This window comes from Vibrio sp. PSi01, from assembly GCF_054960695.1.
In genome coordinates, this window is the sequence record NZ_JBHNYN010000001.1 from 1 (window position 1) to 18,079 (window position 18,079).

Consider the following 18,079-nt stretch of genomic DNA (forward strand, 5'->3'; position numbering starts at 1 on the left):
TTTTTGCGGTAGATTATCTATGGAAAAAACACATAGTTCGATTTACTAAATTTGATCGAGCAACTCGGAAAGGGGCAATTCTGAGTTAGCCTTACCCCAAAAATCCTTTCCGAGTCTCCTCTTAATTAGCATCTTCGGTTCATTGTGGATCGTGGAAAGGGGAGGAATAGAATGCCGGTCGTTTCGTGCGCAATTATATCTTCAGCGCCAAAGAAGGTTCTTCCCCTCGGTCGTCAATCTAAAGGGGGTGATGAACTTAACTTGAGAGAGGAGCTAGAGGGGAAAGGGTTACCAGATCAGCCTGAACGTGCCTGATAGATACCTTTAGATAGAGAGTTACTTTAGATAGCCAACAACGTTCTATTGAGCTTTAAGCGAGGTACTTATAAATTCAGCAACAGTAAGTACTTAGCTATGAAGCCTTCTTTAATTTGTTCTAACGGGTAATCACAATCCGAGAACAAGTAACTGAGTGTGATACCATCGATATCGGCGATCAACATGTGGCTATCGACAATACTGTTGGCATTTGGAATGTCACATAGAAGAACTTCAAAAGAATCCATCATCAGTTGGTAGCGTTCGTCCAACAGGTCTTTTAATATCAGTCTTAACGACAGTTGACACTTCACTTGGTAGTCAAGTTGATAAAACAGCTTTTGTTGCGGATCCGCAATAGACAAAAAGATGTGCTCGATAAGGTTAATTAACCTCTCTTTTGCTGATATTCCTTCACTCGATAAATCGGAGTTTTCGCCGACTTCGCTAATAATCTCTGCCATGCGAACAAACACTTTTCTTAGTAGGTCATCTTTGTTTTTGAAATGATGAAAAACTAAACCTTTCGATACTTTCGCCGTTTCACACACCTGTGCGATAGACGTTTTTTCAAAGCCTTGTGTCGCGAATAATTCAATCGCGGCTTGGATTGCTTGTTGCTTCTTGTCCATGGATATCACTCAATTATTTTACAGAGCGACTATCCAGTCTGTAATTTTATAGTGCGGATAATATACAACAATGAGGATCGCAAGATCTTTAAAGGTCGTTGAATTGGAGCGAGATGAATCTGATTTTAATGAGAAGAGGTGCACTAGCGTTGCTTGTTGGTCGTCACGCTAATCATTAAATTACATGAATTATACACAAAGCGTTTAGCCAAACCTCTACTTGACAATACCTACCAAACTGTAAACTCGATGTTAATATTTTTGGGCTCTGACATTGACCTGAAGTTTAAGCCAGATTCATAAGGCAACATTCTAATTCCAAAGATTCATGTATGGTTAAGGAATAACTTATGAGAAAGCAACATGTGTCAGCAGCAGTACTTATTGCAATTACTATGTCTGGGTGCGGAGGAGAAAGTTCATCTGGAGGTGACAGCACAACTTCTGATAGCGCTAATAACCCTAGTAACTCTAATACGCCAGGCAGCCTTGGGAACTCCGATAATTCATCAAACACTACCTCGCAGCAGCCCAACATTAAAGCGCTCGGTAGCAATATGCTCTTTGCAATTGAAGGCTTTGTCGATAGCTCGGATCCCATCAGAAACTACTCATCTATTACCGTTAAAAACGAACTTCCCGCGTTTAAAGGTTCAGATACCCAAAAGGTGGATGTGGTTATCTCTGCACCCACTATCATTATCGATAATGGAAGCAGTTTTGTTGACGACTGGCATTGTTATGAAGCGGTTGGGTTAAGCGCACAAAGACAAAGTAATAAATTGCTTGTGGATGGAACGCTTACAGAATACCGATACGATATGAATAGCAACTCTTGTTCTAGTGAGCACCTTGGAACGTATGTATTTAACAATGCTGTCATCGACAGTTCTTTGGAATTTGAAACTGTTGGTAGCGTCGTGAGTAAAGACGAGAGTGGTGTTGAAGCCGAATTACCGACTTACGAATTTATCGCTAAGGCATATGAACAGCAGTCCGAAGATCGGCTTGGTGATTCTTGGGCGTTATTACAACGTGACAAAATTAATGCAGCAGCCAAGGAAGCCGGGGCATCAATCTTTGAGTTAGATGCTTCATCAGGAAATATCAATTTGGATTTAGGTCAGCTTACTAGCGATACTCTGATAGATTTCGCATTGCTCGATAAAAATCAAATATTGAATGGCTCAGTGTGGGGCATGCCTGGCCAAGGTGTTGCCGATGAAAGATGGTGCCGAATTGTGAATATTCCAGATGATCTAAACCAAGACAGCATTAAGTATCAATCGGTTATTTCGACAAACTGTGCAAGATCGACACAGCGCTATTGTGATGCATTTGGTTCATCATTCGCGAGTGGAGATTACCCTCCAGTAGCCCCTGTCGCTTGGGACAACAACACCGCCAGTAATGCCCAGCTAAATTCAGACGAGCAGTATCAAAGAGACGCTCAAGGTCACTTTGTTGTGAACAGTTCAGGTCAGAATGCGTTTGTCCTTTCATCGAACTCGGTGGTCATCCCTATTTTTGGTTATACAAGCCCACGCACGGATGGCAAAGTTAACAATGCAGGTCTTAATAGTTGGGCAGGTCATCAAGGGCACTGTCAAAATATTATGAACAGCGCGCACACAAAGATGGGGATCGGCTCTAAAACCAGTAAGTCTGACTCGTCGAAGGTGTCTTATTGGACGCAAGATTTCAATTAAGTCGATCACTGCTTAAGTACGCTTAAACTCCATCGAGGTGTCATTGTCGTTTATACAACAGTGATACCATAAAGAGATTCATTTATGTTGTGAATGATTTTGAGTAGTGTCATGAAATGGTAAGTTTTGCTTCGATTCGAACGCTAAGATGTATTTCAAATCAAGGCTACTTAACAAATTAGAGAGACAGAATGACTAAATCAGATAAAGTTTACGGGTTCAACACACCACAACGTCTATTTGTAGGTTACACGTTAGCCGTGCTGGTGGACTTAGTAGTGCTTAACTTTTTCGATGAGTACTGGGACTTCGTCAACATTGAATCTTTCACTATTTCTTTGATAGCGGCGTTGTTACTGCAGTTATTGTTGAAGCTCTCTATTGGCTTAGAACACAAGGTAGCGGATTACTTCAAACAGAAATCTGGAACGGCACCTAAGGTGTATCGAGCGCTGTCGACATACATTATTCTTGTTGGCTCAAAATTCGTCATGCTAGAAGCGATAAACCTTATGTTCGGTGACAAGGTGAGCTTCACAGGCCCTTGGGGCGGTGTGGTAGCGTTCTTCGCTGTGGTATTTACGATTCTGGTTGCTGAAGTGATTGTATCAAAAATCTACTTTGCTCTGGATGAAAAGCAAGAATCAAATGAGAAAGCACTAAAAGAGCCCAACGCGTAACAGAACTAAAATACATATGTGAATAACAGACGAGCCAGCTGAATAAGCTGGCTCGTTTTCGTTTGTGTGGTGATAACCAATTCGACGTGTTTGTTGGTTCTATTTTTCGTAAACCACATCTCCTCGTAATACTGTCATCAACACCTGAGTTTTGGCTATTTGTCTTGCCGATACTGTGGTGATGTCTCGGTCGAGAATGGCAAAGTCAGCCGATTTTCCCACCTCAATTGAACCGGTTATATCTTCAATTCCAAGACTTTTGGCTGCATTGAGCGTGTAAGCGTCGATAGCGGTGTAGATATCGGTTAGGCCGGTTTTGCCCATGATTAAGCTATTTGCGATTCCAACTAGAGGGTTGATGTCGTGTACGTTCCAGTCACTGCTCAAGGTGATATTGGCATCAGTCTTAAGTATCGCGTTTAGGTTCATCATGGCTTTGGCACGGCGAGCACCAAGGAAGGCTTCGGCCCATTGGTGTTGATGCCTTGCAACGTAATCAGAGCCGACTTGGAAATCTGCGGTTACGTCTAATTGGCGAAAGCGTGGCACATCTTCATCATTGATTAATTCGACATGGGTTAGGGTGTAGGGTTTGGTTGAACCTTGTTTGCGAATGCTTTCTATCGCATCAAGTGATTCACGAACGGCGCCATCACCAATCGCATGAATGTGCGCACTAAAACCAATTTTATCGAGCGCGGTTAGCCACTCTGTCATCTGTGCTGGTGGAATATAGTTTAGGCCATTGGGAGATTGTGGCAGATAGGTATCTAAATAGGGCGCGAGTGTTTTTGCTGTACCGTTAATGAAGATGCCATCGCTGTACATTTTTACCTGATCGACAAGCAGCAAGCGGTTTTTGTCATCGGAGTACATCTTCTCAAAGACTTCTAATTGAGAGGGAATCGCCATTGATGGGTAAACCCAAGGGCGCAATGACACGCGAGCAGTCAAATCTTGGTTTTGCTCCGCTTCTAGCCAAACGTCGTACCAACCTCGTTTCCAATACATCCGGCCGTCACCAATGGTGGTAATGCCGTGCGCAGCGGCTTCTTCAAGCCCGAACATTAAGCCTTGGTAACTTTGCTCAAAGAGCTTGCTTTGGCTGTTCCACGCCATCTCCATAATTTGGTCGCCAGCGTTGTCTAGTAAGATGCCGTTAAGCTTGCCGCTGTCTTGGTCTTTTAAATAAGCGCCACCTTGTGGATCTGGCGATTGCTGGCTGATTCGGGCGATTTTCAGTGCCTTTGAGTTGACCCACATTGAGTGTGAAGTTTGCTCCATAATCACCACGGGGCGGTCTGGAAAAATACTATCGATGATCTCAAGTGGTGTGTATTCAGAGTCGCTGTCGAGTGTCGACTCCAGAGAAAAACCATAACCCATTAACCAGCCTCGACCATCGGTTTCGGCATTGATTTTACAGGCTTCTAAGTAAGGGATTTGTTCTTCGAGTGTGGCTTCAGAATCCAGTTCGCAATTACCACCCAACTCTGAGGCGGCTTCAAAAACATGGTTATGGTTATCAATGAACCCCGGCAGAACAAAGGCATTCTCTAAGTCGATGACATCGGTACTATGCCCTTGAAAAGCTTTCGCTTGTGAGTGGTCGCCAATGAAAATGATCTTGCCTTTATGGGTAATGATCGAGTCCGATTCGCGATGCCCGTAGATGTCGGCATTGGTGAAGATCTGGTCTGCGGTTTGGCTATTCGTCTCTACTTGATTTTGAATAGTCGGTTGGCTTTGAGCAGCTGTGCTGTCTTGTCCAAGTACCGGCGAAATAGTGCCTAAGCTAGCGAGTAATGCAATCCATGCAGTGCGCGGCAAAGTGAGCTTGTTGTTCATTCTTATATTTCCCATGTTCCACTGTTTAATAAGTATAGAAAGCGAGTGGCCAGTGTGAAACTCTACATGAATGACAAATAAAAACTGCGATTAATCAACAAGCTGTCGTTTGAATGAGCTTCTAGTTACGACTCTTCTCTTAGGCTGTTACGTAGATCTTTTTTGTATTCTTCATGAGAGTTATAGCCATAAAGTTTCCAAGTGTTCTCACCTTTAATGTTGTGGTTGTAGGTGATCTCGCCTATCCACTGTTGACGAGTGGCAAGAATCATATCGCGGATTTTTAATAATAAAGTGTCCATAGTTGCTCTCCTGGTTAAGTTCACTTGCAGTATATTTAGCGGTGATAACCGGATGAGTATCGTTAGCGCAATGTTCAATACTTTTCAGTCAATGTACTCATTTGAATGGTTTGATGCGTATACTTTCAATATTAAAAAGTCACTGAGCATCGCAATGAAAGGTTACTTGGAAAAAGTGCCACAACGAATTGGCACGTCATGGCGCTATAAGAAAATTGTCGAGAACAGCAAAAGCTATGGTTGGCATAGACATGAAGAGTACGAGATCGCGATTCATCGTCACTTTGCTGGTCATAGTTTTATTGGGCACCATCAAAGCGATGTGTTTCACAATCACATGATTTTGGTGGGGCCAGATTTGCCTCATGCTATTTATTCAGAAGAGAGCGCAGACGACTCGCGAATATGTGAAACGCACGTGGTTTGGTTTCGTAAAGATTGGATAGAGCAACTAATCGCGTGCTGTCGAGAGCTCGAACCGATACGTGTATTGCTAGAAGAATCAAAGAAAGGGCTCCAGTTTTCACCCGCTACTGCAGAGAAAGCGACGGAATTGTTGAACAAGGTGATGAACCAGCCACCACATCAACAATTGATTACGCTATTCTCTCTGTTTTCGTTGTTGCTTGATGATCTAGAGATCGTGCAGTTGATTAACCCACTCTTCAGCTCGGATGATGAAGATGAGGCCAGTGATAAGCTCGGCAAGGTTGAAGCTTTCTTGGTGAACAATTTTAATCACGACATCTCGGTTAATGACTTAGCCAAGCATCTCTACATTAGTGAGAGTAGCGTTAGGCGCCTATTTCAAAAACACTACAACGAGAGTTTTAGTCAGCGATTGAAGAAAATTAGGCTCAATGTGGTGTGTGATTTATTGATTAACACCTCATTGCCAGTGAATTTGATTTTGGAGAAAGTGGGATACGACAACCAAGCCAACTTCAATCGTCAGTTTAAATCGTATAAGCAAGTAACACCGACTCAGTACCGGTCAGCAATGAAGCATCACTGATTCATTCACTGACAAAACGATTCACATAAGCTTCTGAATAATTTACTGTTATATGAACCAATTAAACGGATTTAACGTATTACCAAGGATGTAAGTTAAGGCTCTCACATGACTTACTCGAATTACTATTAAAACAAGTCGAGGTTAGGATGAAGAAAATATTATTGCTGCTAAGTGTCATCTTATTGGGTGGGTGTGTCGGTATGCCTGAAACAGTAAAGCCCGTTCAACAGTTTGAATTGGATAGATACTTGGGTAAATGGTACGAAGTTGCTCGTTTGGACCACTCGTTTGAGCGAGGCCTCAATAGCATCAGTGCCGAATATAGCCTGCGTGATGATGGTGGTGTGAAGGTGATTAACCGCGGCTATTCAGATGAAGATGGCGAATGGAACGAAGCGGAAGGTAAAGCCTATTTTGTCGAAGGCAGTGATCAGGGCTATTTGAAGGTATCATTCTTTGGCCCATTCTATGGCGCTTATGTGGTGTTTGAATTGGACAAAGAGAACTACCAATACGCGTTTGTCTCTGGCCCAGACACCGATTACTTATGGTTACTTTCTCGAACCCCAGAAGTCTCATCTGAGGTCATGGAGAAATTCACAAGGATGTCTAAAGAGCGAGGCTTCAATACCGATGAATTGATTTATGTGGAGCATTCCAAATAACGGTACATAGCGGTTTATTGGTCTTTACGTTATCTCACGTAAAGACCATGTTAAATATAATGATAATGATAATGATAATGATAATGATAATGAGTCTAAATAACACTTAGGTCAGAGACATAGAGTGGTCATTATGAACAAGTCATTGTCAAAACAAGCTGTTATTTTTCATTGGTTTACCGGCATATACCGAGTGCTTTTTGTTTGCGATACTTAAACTAGCGAGGTTGGTTGCCGTTTAAGAATAGTGCGACACATTCACGCGTGTAGTGAAGTCTTTCATCTTGTGACTCACCGCTATCGTGTCCGAAGAATCCCCAATACGCCGATTTGCCGTGAAACATCAGCAACAGTTGGCGTGCAGCAATGACTGGCGAGCTTGATGTCGACAGTGTGAGATCACCAGATTCTATTTTCGACTGTAGGTAATCGGCGAGTAATTTTGTGGTTTTCTGAGGCCCAGTTTCTAAATAGATTGAGGCGATCTCTGGATGCGTATTCGCTTGGCTAATGGCATTTTGGAAGGTTTGTCTAGATTGCTCATCAAGTAACAAATCCTGAAATTTCACACCAAATTTCACCAACTCATCACCCACCTCTGCATCCATATCAAAGGCAGAAGGACTGAGTTCTCGCTCCGCACACTTGGTTTGCATGCAGGTTTCGAAAAGTTCGTCTTTGTTTTTAAAGTGAGAGTAGACCGTTTGCTTGGAAACGTTCGCTGCTTTGGCTATCTGATCCATATTGATCTTAAAGCCATGTTCAGAGAAAAGTTGGCTGGCTGCGGTTAAGATCTGCGATCTCTTCTGTTCACTCTTGATGATTTTAGTCACGTGCTGTTTCTCGTTGCTTGCTTGGTACTTGACGTTACTCAGTTCAATGCATTTCATTCTGCGCTAAGCATTATGCTTTTTGTGATGGTTTTATCAATCATTAACGATGAAACTTATTTTTAACACAATCAAACTAGACAGTCTAGTTTGATTTGGTTAGTCTAAAAAAAGAACATAATTGAGTACCGCATAGGAACAGTACGTATGTATAAATTGATGAAGGGAAGCGCATTGGCATTGGCAGTGGCGTTGTCGACTTTTCTTGTTGGATGTGGCGAAAAGGAACAAGCCGAAGAGTCGGTTGATTCAACCACTGAAACGGCTTCGAGCGTCCAAACCATTTTAACTGTAGAAACGATCGCTTTGGCGCTATCTTCCTCTTATGCAGTACAGCGCGAATATGTCGGTGTGGTTAAGGCGGGTCAACAAGCTAATTTAGGTTTCGAACTGGCGGGCAAAGTAAACGAGATTCTGGTTGATGTCGGTGACACAGTCACAATGGGTCAGCCGTTGATTCGATTGGATACCCAACTTTTGGAAACTGAATCTAGCCAGTTGAAAGCTCAAGCTGAAGAAGTCAAAGCTCAGTTGAGTTTGGTGGCTGCGAACCTTAAACGTCAGCGTTCATTGAAAGCTAAAGGCTTCAGTGCAGAGGCGGAAATTGACTCGCTGACTAGTGAGCAACGCGTATTGCAGGCTAACTTGCTGCGTATTGATGCCTCAGTAAAAGGCAATCAATTGAAGCTAGTGAAATCGACAATTCTTGCGCCTTATTCGGGCACTATTTCAACGCGTTTTGTCTCTTTGGGAGATGTAGTGAATGTGGGTAATCCAACTCTGACTTTGCTTGCCTCTGAAGGGAAAGAAGCCTTCATCGGTATTCCTGCCCATCAAATGAAAAAGGTTACTTCACTTTCCGCACCAAGTATTCGTGTCGGGCGAGATGATTTCTCTGTGACTCTGCTGAACCCTGGTGCGATGGTCGACACTCGCTCTCGAAGTGTCGGCTTACGTTATCTTTTTCCTGAACAATCGTCGGTATTAGAAGGGCAACTTGCCTACCTTAAATTTGATGAACAGATTGATGACCAAGGCTACTGGGTGCCAATAACTGGTTTGATTGATGGATTACGCGGGGTGTGGAACATCTTTGTGATTGGTGAAGACAACAAGGTTGAACGTAGAAGTGTTCAGGTTCTGTTTGCTAATAACCAACAAGCCTATGTCAGCGGTGCCATTACCGAAGGCGAGCAAGTGATCGCCAGTGGGTTGCACCGCTTGGTTCCCGGACAAACCGTGAAGCCAGCCAGCGTTACTGCTGAATAGGAAATAGCATGAAAATCATAGAGATTATTTCCAATACTCGACTGCTTATCTTAATGACGGCACTGCTGATGGTGAGTGGTATTTCTGCGTTCATGACGCTGCCTCGCGCAGAAGATCCAGTCATCATCAACCGTTACGCCAACATTACCACCAGTTTTCCCGGTGCCAGTGCCGAACGTGTTGAAACCTTAGTTACTGAGGTGATCGAGAATAAGCTGCGTGAGCTGAGTGAAGTTAAACTGGTGAGCTCAACCTCAAGGCCGGGCGTGTCTATTGTCACGCTAGAATTGAATGACACCATCACCGAGCCAGAGCCGGTTTGGTCTCAGGCTCGTGACAAGCTGTCTGACATCGAATCCATTTTACCTGCGGGTGCGCATTCTCCCGATCTCGACAGCGACCATACCTACGCATTTACAACCATTGCTTCTCTGACTTGGTCGGGTGCCGGTGAGCCTGACCGATTAACCCTCGGGCGCTATGCCAAAGAACTCGCTAAGCGATTACGAACTTTGTCGGGTACTGAATTCGTAGATGAATACGGAATGCCACAAGAAGAAATCCAGATAAGTCTAAGAACTGCTGATGCCGCAGCGCTTGGGCGTTCGAGTGCTAATATTGCTGAGTCGCTAGAAGGGGCAGACGCCAAGAACTCCGCCGGTGAGTTAGTGAGTGATTATTCTCGCTTTGGCTTAGAAATTAAATCTGAACTCGATTCTATTGAACGCATTAAGCAAGTGCCAATAGCCACTGATAGCAATGGTCACATCATCCGTATGGAAGACATTGCTTCTGTGAAACGTGGTGAGAAAACCCCACAAGACCAGATTGCTATTATTGATGGTGAGCCGGGTGTGATTGTCGCGGCAAGAATGCATCCGGATCTGCGAGTTGATAATTGGACGTCGCGAGCTAATGCTCTGATTGGTAAATTTGAGCAAGAATTACCAAGTAACGTTAAGGTGACGGTGCTCTTTAATCAGCAAGGTTATACCGAAACTCGCTTAGACGATTTAGGCAAAAGCTTGATGATCGGTTTCGGCTTGATCTTAATTGTACTGTTCGTCACCTTGGGCGTTCGCGCCGCCATCTTAGTGGCAATTTCTCTGCCGTTAACCTCATTATTGACCCTGTCGATCATGAAAATGACCGGTGTTCCGATTAACCAAATGTCGGTGACGGGCCTAATTGTGGCGCTCGGAATCATGGTAGATAACGCGGTGGTGATGGTCGACACCATTCAAGCTTACCGCCTGAAAGGGCAACAGCGCGCTGAAGCAACCATGAATGCGTTGAAACATTTATGGGTGCCGCTACTGGGGTCAACATTAACCACGGTATTGGCGTTTGCCCCGATCATTCTGATGCCGGGCGCATCGGGTGAGTTTGTGGGAGGAATTGCGATTACCGTTTCTTTCTCGTTGATCGGTTCTTACATCATTTCGCACACCTTGATTGCGGGCTTAGCGACTAAGCTACTGCCGAAACAACTCAGTGATGTCGACAAGAAAGGGCAGCACCATTGGTACATGACGGGTTTGAGAATTCCTGCTTTGACGCGCTGGTTCTCGTCTTCTGTCCGTTTTGGTGTCACGCATCCAATTATCACGATTGCTTTGGTGTTGTTGGTTCCGTTTACTGGTTACTGGAGTATGTCTCAGCTGACTGAGCAATTCTTCCCGCCATCAGACCGAGACATGTTTGAGATTCAGGTTTATATGCCACCTCAAGCGAGCATTTATGCCACTAAAAATACTTCTGAAAAAATCGACGATATCATTCATCGCTATCCAGAAGTGGAGCGCATTGATTGGCTAGTGGGCGCTAACTTCCCATCTTTCTATTACAACCTGCAAGCAAGGCAAAATAATGCGCCGTACTTCTCGCAAGCAATGGTGAAAACAGAGAACTTTGAACAAGCAAATACGTTAATTCCAGAACTTCAAAAGGTGCTAGATAAAGAAGTACCACAGGCGCAGATCTTGGTGAGAAAGCTCAACCAAGGGCCTCCATTTACCGCGCCCGTTGAACTGCGTGTGTATGGTGAAAACCTTGATACGTTGAAAGCGATTGGTGAGGATGTGCGCTTGATTCTGGCAGGTGTTCCTCATGTGACTCACACAAGGGAAACATTGCAGCCGGGTACGCCTAAGGTGTGGTTGAAGGTCGATGAAGATACCGCAAAACTTAACGGTATTTCACTCAATCAGTTTGCTGGCATGCTTCAAACGACGCTTACAGGTCGTGAAAGTGGCTCTGTGATTGAGGGCAGTGAATCGGTGCCGATTCGTGTTCGTGTCGCGGATGACGCGCGTGAGGATCTTTCGCACCTGAGTAATATTCGTTTGCCGATCAGTTCAGATGTCTACTCAACCGGTATCAATGTGTCGACTCTGGCTGAGCTTGAACTGACGACCAGTCGTGGTGCGATTACCCGTAGAAATGGGCAACGTGTGAATACCATCGAGGGTTATATTGAAGCGGGTGTCTTACCTCAAACCGTACTTAATGAATTCCAAAAACGCTTAGCAGGCTACGAGATGCCATCGGGTTACACCATTGGTTTTGGTGGCGAATCAGCGGAGCGAGACAATTCAGTCAATAGCCTGATCTCGAATGTCGCCGTTGTGGTGGTATTGATGGTTTTGGTGGTGGTGATGTCGTTCAACTCGTTCCGAATGAGTAGTATCATCTTCATGGTAGCAGGATTGGCTGGTGGGCTAGGGCTGTTGTCGGTATGGATCTTCGGTTATCCGTTCGGCTTCACGGTGATCATCGCCATGCTCGGGATTGCGGGCTTAGCGATTAACGCCGCCATCGTGATTTTGACCGAATTGAAACTCGATAAGCAAGCCTCATCAGGCAATGTGGATGCGGTGGTAGAAGCTGTGATGTCGTGTACTCGTCATATCAGCTCGACCACGATTACAACCGTTGGTGGCTTTATGCCGTTGATTATTGCTGGTGGCGGTTTCTGGCCTCCATTTGCAGTCGCGATTGTCGGCGGTACAGTATTAACTACTCTTATCTCGTTCTACTTTGTGCCTGTGGTTTATCATTTGATGACTAAAAATCAGCGCAAAACCGTCATCGAACCAACAGCATAATCTCTCTCTTAAAGACGATTACTCCCCTCCCTTGAGGGGAGTAATACCCGCTTGAAACATCTCTTAATACCCAAAAATCGGCTTTTTATCTTCATCTTTGCCCGTTTTCTACTGCGTATAATTGACATGATTATCATAATAATCAACGTGTCATTCGAGTGGCTGATGGGTCGTTGTCTAGAGTGATATCTTTTGTAAATACCTTTGAAATCGTATGTGAATTCATAAATTTGACGATCATCACACTTTGCTTAATTCGCTCTTTCTAATGTAATCAATCATTATTGTTTTTACTGCGTGTTTACTTTTCTCTCTTCCGTTTCGCCTTAATCCTTTTCCGCACATGGCTCGACTCGTGTGGCACGCCTATATCGTGCGTCTGAATTGCATCAATTTCCCATATCTCACTTTCATAACTGGAAGGTTAGTTTCCAAGTTTGTTTGGTGAGCTTTCAATTTCAACTCCTCATAATGCGCCAAATGTAACAATGTATTTCAAAGTGTAACAATTAAGTCATATTTTTTGTGTGGTTTTAACCGTGCGGCAATGTTTCGGCTGCGCAGCACTGTCGTTTTAACTTGTCAGTTCAACGGTTCAACTATCAACTGTTCAAAATCGTGGCTAATTCCGTTTCGCTTTGAGATGCGTCGTTTCACATGCTCAACACATAAATATTCTAATGACCATGACAACCAGTACTCGGGCGTTCGTTCTGAGGCTGGATAACCATCGAGAAAGTTAATGGAAGCTTCAAGATATAAACGCATTTTATCGAGAGCAAATCTGTCGAGGATTGGTTTGGTGGGAACCGTCCTGATGCTCGAAGGATGTAACTCCGCATTGCTCGACCCAAAAGGTAGCGTTGGCGTTCAGGAAAAGGAGCTGATTATTACGGCTCTGTTACTGATGCTGATTGTCGTCATCCCCGTGATTCTGATGACCATCTACTTTGCCTATAGATACCGCGAAAGTAATACCACAGAAGAGTATGCACCTGACTGGGCGCACTCAACCAAGATCGAAGTGGTGGTATGGACGATTCCAATAATCATCATCGCGATTCTGGCCACCATCACTTGGCGAACAACACACGAACTAGAGCCCTCTAAGCCTCTGGAAAGTGATGTGCAACCAATGGTGATCGAAGTGGTGTCTCTGGACTGGAAGTGGCTGTTCATCTATCCGGAGCAAAATATTGCGACGGTTAACTATGTTGCGTTCCCGAAAGATGTACCGGTGACGTTTAAGCTAACTTCAGACAACATCATGAACGCGTTCTTTATCCCGCGTCTTGGTTCGCAGATCTACGCGATGCCGGGAATGGTGACCAAGCTGAATTTGATCGCGAACCACGAAGGTGACTTCAAAGGTTTTGCATCGAACTACAGTGGTAAAGGGTTCTCTCAAATGAAATTCACCGCATCAGCCATGCCTGATCAAGTGGCGTTTCTAAACTGGGTGGAAAAAGTGAAAGCAAGCCCGGACCGTATTGAAGACTGGGAGCAATTCCGTTCTTTGGCTGCGCCGAGTGTGGCTGAACCTGTGACTCTGTTCTCCAGTATCCCACCATTTTTATTCACTGATGTTGTGACCCAGCACCCTGGTTCAATGAACTGTTTGCCGGAAACCCAAGGATAATCGTCATGTTTGGAAGATTAACTCTAGACTCAATTCCCTACCACGAACCCATTATTTTGTTCACGTTAACCATGATCGCTTTAGTGGGTGGTTTAGTGGTGTATGCGGTAACAAAAGCCGGTAAGTGGCAATACCTTTGGAATGAATGGTTTACTTCTGTAGACCACAAAAAATTGGGCTTCATGTACATTGCGGTCGCGATGGTGATGTTAGTCCGTGGCTTTGCCGATGCCGTCATGATGCGTAGTCAGCAATTGCTATCCGCAGCGGGTGAGACAGGCTATTTACCGCCACATCACTATGACCAGATCTTCACGGCTCACGGCGTGATCATGATTTTCTTCGTCGCGATGCCTTTGGTTATCGGTTTGATGAACATCATTGTGCCACTGCAAATTGGTGCTCGTGATGTTGCGTTCCCTTACCTCAATAACCTGAGCTTCTGGCTGTTTGTAGTAGGTATCATCCTAACCAACATGTCACTGGGCTTAGGTGAATTTGGCCGTACGGGTTGGTTGGCGTATCCGCCGTTGTCTGGCATTGAGGCAAGTCCGGGAGTCGGGGTCGATTATTGGATATGGGCGTTGCAAATATCCGGTGTGGGTACCACGTTAACGGGTGTGAACTTCTTCGCGACTATTTTGCGCATGCGTACTCCGTCTATGCCAATGATGAAGATGCCAGTATTCACGTGGGCGTCTTTGTGTGCCAACATCCTGATCATCATCTCTTTCCCAATCCTTACGGTAACCATCGCGTTACTGACTTTGGATAGATACATCGGCACGCACTTCTTCACCAATGACCTTGGTGGCAACGTGATGATGTATGTGAACTTGATTTGGGCATGGGGACACCCTGAGGTGTACATCCTAATTTTGCCTATCTTCGGTGTGTTCTCTGAAGTGACTGCAACCTTCTCACGCAAAAAACTGTTTGGTTATACCTCGTTGGTATGGGCGACAGTGGCTATCACTATTTTAGCGTTTGTGGTTTGGCTGCATCACTTCTTCACCATGGGTTCTGGCGCCAATGTGAATGCCTTCTTCGGCATCGCGACCATGATTATCTCTATCCCAACTGGGGTTAAGATCTTCAACTGGCTATTCACCATGTACAAAGGTCGTATCCGCTTTACCACACCAATGATGTGGACGGTGGGCTTCCTAATCACCTTTACCGTTGGTGGTATGACGGGCGTGTTGATGGCGGTACCGGGCGCAGATTTCATTCTGCATAACTCGGTATTCCTGATTGCGCACTTCCACAACGTAATCATCGGTGGCGTTGTCTTCGGTTGTTTTGCTGCGATTGGTTACTGGTTCCCGAAAGCGACTGGTTTCACTCTGAACGAGCTTTGGGGCAAACGCGCATTCTACTGCTGGATCATCGGTTTCTTGATGGCGTTCTTGCCGCTTTACGCTCTGGGCTTTATGGGCATGACGCGTCGTTTGAGCCAAGACATCAACCCTGAGTTCTTCCCTTTACTGGCGGTTGCGGCTGCAGGTACGGGCGTGATTGCGATGGGTGTTGTTTGTCAGTTCGTGCAGATCTATGTGAGTGTTCGTGACCGCGACCAAAACCGAGATCTAACCGGTGACCCGTGGGGCGGACGCACATTTGAATGGGCAACGTCTTCACCACCGCCGTTCTACAACTTTGCAAAACTGCCTAAGGGCGATGAGATCGATTCGTTCTGGTATCAAAAGCAAAGTGGTGAGTTTGACCCTACTCAGGAAGAAGAATACGAGCGTATTCACATGCCGAAGAACACCCCGACAGGTATTTATGTTTCTGCATGGGCGTTGGCATTTGGCTTCGCAATGATCTGGTACATCTGGTGGCTAGCGGCTGCAAGCCTAGTAGGCATCGTGGTGACATGTATTCAACACAGCTACAACGACGATGTGGATTACTACGTGGAAGTTGAAGAGATCAAAGCGATTGAGGCGGCTCGACGTGCACAGCTTGAAGAAGCGAAGAAACAGTCAGTGAAAGGCGACAACTCTGGTCGTGGTAACAGCGCTGACAGTGATAACAACGACAATAAAGATGATTTGGAGACGACGTATGCAAGCTAATACTCCGTCACACACTTATGATCTTGCACACTCGCATGATCATCACCACGAAGCTGCGGGCAATAAGTTGTTTGGCTTCTGGGTTTACCTGATGAGTGACTGTGTCCTGTTTGCCACGCTTTTCGCGACTTATGCCGTGCTTGAGAGTGGATCAATCGCAGGGCCGACAGGCAAAGACATCTTTGAACTGCCGTTCGTGTTTGTCGAAACCATGATGCTGCTGTTCAGTAGTATCACCTTCGGTTTTGGCATGATTGCAATGAAGCGCAAAGACGTTACCGGGCTGAAGCGATGGATAAAAGTGACTTTCGTACTGGGTTTAGCCTTTATCTGTATGGAAGTGTATGAGTTCCATCACTTGATTGCAGAAGGCTATGGCCCTCAAGAGAGTGCGTTCCTTTCTGCGTTCTTTACCTTGGTTGGTACACACGGTTTGCACGTAACGTTCGGTCTTATCTGGATGGCGGTGGCGTATCACCAGCTTTCAACCAAAGGCTTGAACGACAACATGTCGATGCGTTTCCAGTGCTTGAGCTTGTTCTGGCACTTCCTTGATATTGTTTGGATTTGTGTATTTACCATCGTGTACTTAATGGGGGTGATGTAATGGAACAGCATCTAGACAGCGGTGCAACGGATTACGTGAAAGGCTTTATTGCGTCACTAATTCTGACCATTATTCCGTTCTACATTGTGTGGGCACATGCGTTGCCAAGCACTGAAACTTACGTGATCTTGTTCGGTTGTGCGCTGGTGCAAATCTTTGTGCACTTTAAGTACTTCTTGCATATGGAAGCGAAATCTTCCGATGGGCGTTGGAACTTGGTGTCACTGATGTTTACCGCCATTGTTGTATTGATTCTTATCGCTGGCTCGGTATGGATCATCTACAACATGAACGTCAACATGAAGTTGTAGGCTAGGGTATGCTGAAAAGTTATTTGTCTATTACCAAACCGGGCATCATTTTCGGCAACCTGATTTCTGTTGCGGCGGGGTTCTTCCTCGCCGCGAAAACAGAACCAGCCAGTGCGATGTTGTTACTTACAATATTAGCGGGTGTGGGGCTGGTGATTGCATCAGGTTGCGTGGTGAACAACATTTTTGACCGAGATATCGATCAAAAAATGAAACGCACCCAAAACCGAGAGTTGGTTCAGGGCAATATCAATACAGACGTGGCATTTATCTATGCGTTAGTTATGTTGTTGGCAGGCACAGCGTTGCTGTTTCAATTTGTTAATCCGATGTCTGCGGTTGTGGTGTTGCTTGGCTATGTGTTTTACGTCTTTTTCTACACCATGTGGTACAAGCGTAATTCGGTTTACGGCACCTTAGTGGGCAGTATCTCTGGCGCAGTTCCGCCATTAGTTGGTTACCTTGGTGTGACGAATTACTTAAGCTTAGAAGCGGTTTTGCTGTTCATCATGTTCTGCTTATGGCAAATGCCACACTCGTATGCGATTGCGATGTTCCGCATTCAAGATTATCGCGATGCAGGCATTCCCGTGTTACCGGTCAAAGAGGGCGTTGATAAAGCGCATCAACACATGAAAGCGTATGTCGTGGCGTTTGGTGCGGTTGCTCTGGGGCTATTTTTGCTTGGAGAAGCGGGTTATGAATACCTAGCGGTATCGGCAGCGGTTTGCTTTATGTGGACCAAAGTGACGTTCCGTAAGGTTGATTGCCTTAACTACATCCAATGGTCAAAGACAGTGTTTAAAGTTTCTTTGCTGGTGGTCATGAGCATCAGTGGTGTGCTAGGACTGGAGTTGATTCCGTTGCACTTTCTGTAAGCCCATATAAATAATAAAGGTAACGTGGGATACCCCGCGTTACCTATTATTAATAGACAGCTACTATCGTTATTTATAATCTAAAAATTAGCTATTGAAGTTAGCCCGGTTAATTTACATCTGTC

General features: G+C 45.0%; 15 protein-coding genes. 11 read left to right on the forward strand and 4 right to left on the reverse strand.

The genetic code is table 11. From position 1 onward, the window contains the following. Positions 1–383: 383 nt before the first annotated feature. Positions 384–869, reverse strand: a complete 486-nt coding sequence (locus ACFI6G_RS00005; RefSeq protein ID WP_321162862.1) for a TetR/AcrR family transcriptional regulator — start codon at positions 867–869, stop codon at positions 384–386. Between the two features lie 431 nt (positions 870–1,300). On the opposite strand from ACFI6G_RS00005, the gene ACFI6G_RS00010 reads away from it, so the two are divergent. Then, positions 1,301–2,659 carry a CAP domain-containing protein gene (locus ACFI6G_RS00010; RefSeq protein WP_010439756.1) on the forward strand — a complete coding sequence of 453 codons (1,359 nt, stop codon included), beginning with the start codon at positions 1,301–1,303 and terminating at the stop codon, positions 2,657–2,659. Positions 2,660–2,850: 191 nt separating this feature from the next. After that, positions 2,851–3,339: a hypothetical protein gene (locus ACFI6G_RS00015; RefSeq protein ID WP_010439759.1), complete on the forward strand. Its 489-nt coding sequence runs from the start codon at positions 2,851–2,853 to the stop codon at positions 3,337–3,339. A gap of 99 nt (positions 3,340–3,438) precedes the next feature. Here the strand turns inward: ACFI6G_RS00015 and ACFI6G_RS00020 are convergent, their stop codons facing one another. Beyond that, positions 3,439–5,187 carry an amidohydrolase gene (locus tag ACFI6G_RS00020; protein ID WP_372014875.1) on the reverse strand — a complete coding sequence of 583 codons (1,749 nt, stop codon included), beginning with the start codon at positions 5,185–5,187 and terminating at the stop codon, positions 3,439–3,441. A gap of 125 nt (positions 5,188–5,312) precedes the next feature. Continuing rightward, on the reverse strand, positions 5,313–5,489 hold the full coding sequence (locus ACFI6G_RS00025; protein ID WP_016786079.1) for a hypothetical protein: 177 nt from the start codon (positions 5,487–5,489) through the stop codon (positions 5,313–5,315). 52 nt (positions 5,490–5,541) lie between these two features. Between ACFI6G_RS00025 and ACFI6G_RS00030 the strand changes: the two genes are divergently transcribed. Both ACFI6G_RS00030 and ACFI6G_RS00035 read left to right on the forward strand, forming a co-directional pair. After that, entirely contained in the window at positions 5,542–6,504 is a 963-nt protein-coding gene (locus ACFI6G_RS00030) for a helix-turn-helix transcriptional regulator (protein WP_462710088.1), read from the forward strand. Positions 6,505–6,653: 149 nt separating this feature from the next. Continuing rightward, positions 6,654–7,172 (forward strand): lipocalin family protein, encoded by a 519-nt coding sequence (locus tag ACFI6G_RS00035; RefSeq protein WP_010439773.1) that lies wholly within the window; start codon positions 6,654–6,656, stop codon positions 7,170–7,172. A gap of 218 nt (positions 7,173–7,390) precedes the next feature. Here ACFI6G_RS00035 and ACFI6G_RS00040 read toward each other — a convergent pair whose 3' ends face one another. Next, positions 7,391–8,005 carry a TetR/AcrR family transcriptional regulator gene (locus ACFI6G_RS00040; protein WP_016784665.1) on the reverse strand — a complete coding sequence of 205 codons (615 nt, stop codon included), beginning with the start codon at positions 8,003–8,005 and terminating at the stop codon, positions 7,391–7,393. A 204-nt stretch (positions 8,006–8,209) separates the two neighbouring features. On the opposite strand from ACFI6G_RS00040, the gene ACFI6G_RS00045 reads away from it, so the two are divergent. The 7 genes from ACFI6G_RS00045 (at position 8,210) to cyoE (ending at position 17,954) form a co-directional block, all read left to right on the forward strand. Continuing rightward, entirely contained in the window at positions 8,210–9,331 is a 1,122-nt protein-coding gene (locus ACFI6G_RS00045; RefSeq protein ID WP_010439780.1) for an efflux RND transporter periplasmic adaptor subunit, read from the forward strand. A gap of 8 nt (positions 9,332–9,339) precedes the next feature. Then, positions 9,340–12,438, forward strand: coding sequence for an efflux RND transporter permease subunit (locus ACFI6G_RS00050; RefSeq protein ID WP_065100431.1), 3,099 nt, complete (start codon positions 9,340–9,342; stop codon positions 12,436–12,438). Positions 12,439–13,180: 742 nt separating this feature from the next. Beyond that, complete coding sequence (cyoA, locus tag ACFI6G_RS00055) at positions 13,181–14,077, forward strand: ubiquinol oxidase subunit II (protein WP_080968015.1); 897 nt, start codon at positions 13,181–13,183, stop codon at positions 14,075–14,077. Positions 14,078–14,082: 5 nt separating this feature from the next. Further along, a complete protein-coding gene (cyoB, locus tag ACFI6G_RS00060) occupies positions 14,083–16,158 on the forward strand; it encodes a cytochrome o ubiquinol oxidase subunit I (RefSeq protein WP_050612784.1) in 2,076 nt (691 codons plus the stop codon). Continuing rightward, positions 16,130–16,765: a cytochrome o ubiquinol oxidase subunit III gene (cyoC, locus tag ACFI6G_RS00065; protein WP_076671315.1), complete on the forward strand. Its 636-nt coding sequence runs from the start codon at positions 16,130–16,132 to the stop codon at positions 16,763–16,765. Before cyoB ends, cyoC begins: the two co-directional genes overlap by 29 nt. Then, positions 16,765–17,076 carry a cytochrome o ubiquinol oxidase subunit IV gene (gene cyoD / locus ACFI6G_RS00070; protein WP_016786088.1) on the forward strand — a complete coding sequence of 104 codons (312 nt, stop codon included), beginning with the start codon at positions 16,765–16,767 and terminating at the stop codon, positions 17,074–17,076. Before cyoC ends, cyoD begins: the two co-directional genes overlap by 1 nt. Positions 17,077–17,084: 8 nt before the next feature. Next, the gene (cyoE, locus tag ACFI6G_RS00075) at positions 17,085–17,954 is read left to right on the forward strand and encodes a heme o synthase (RefSeq protein ID WP_371983166.1); all 870 of its coding nucleotides are present in this window, start codon (positions 17,085–17,087) and stop codon (positions 17,952–17,954) included. Positions 17,955–18,079: the final 125 nt, after the last annotated feature.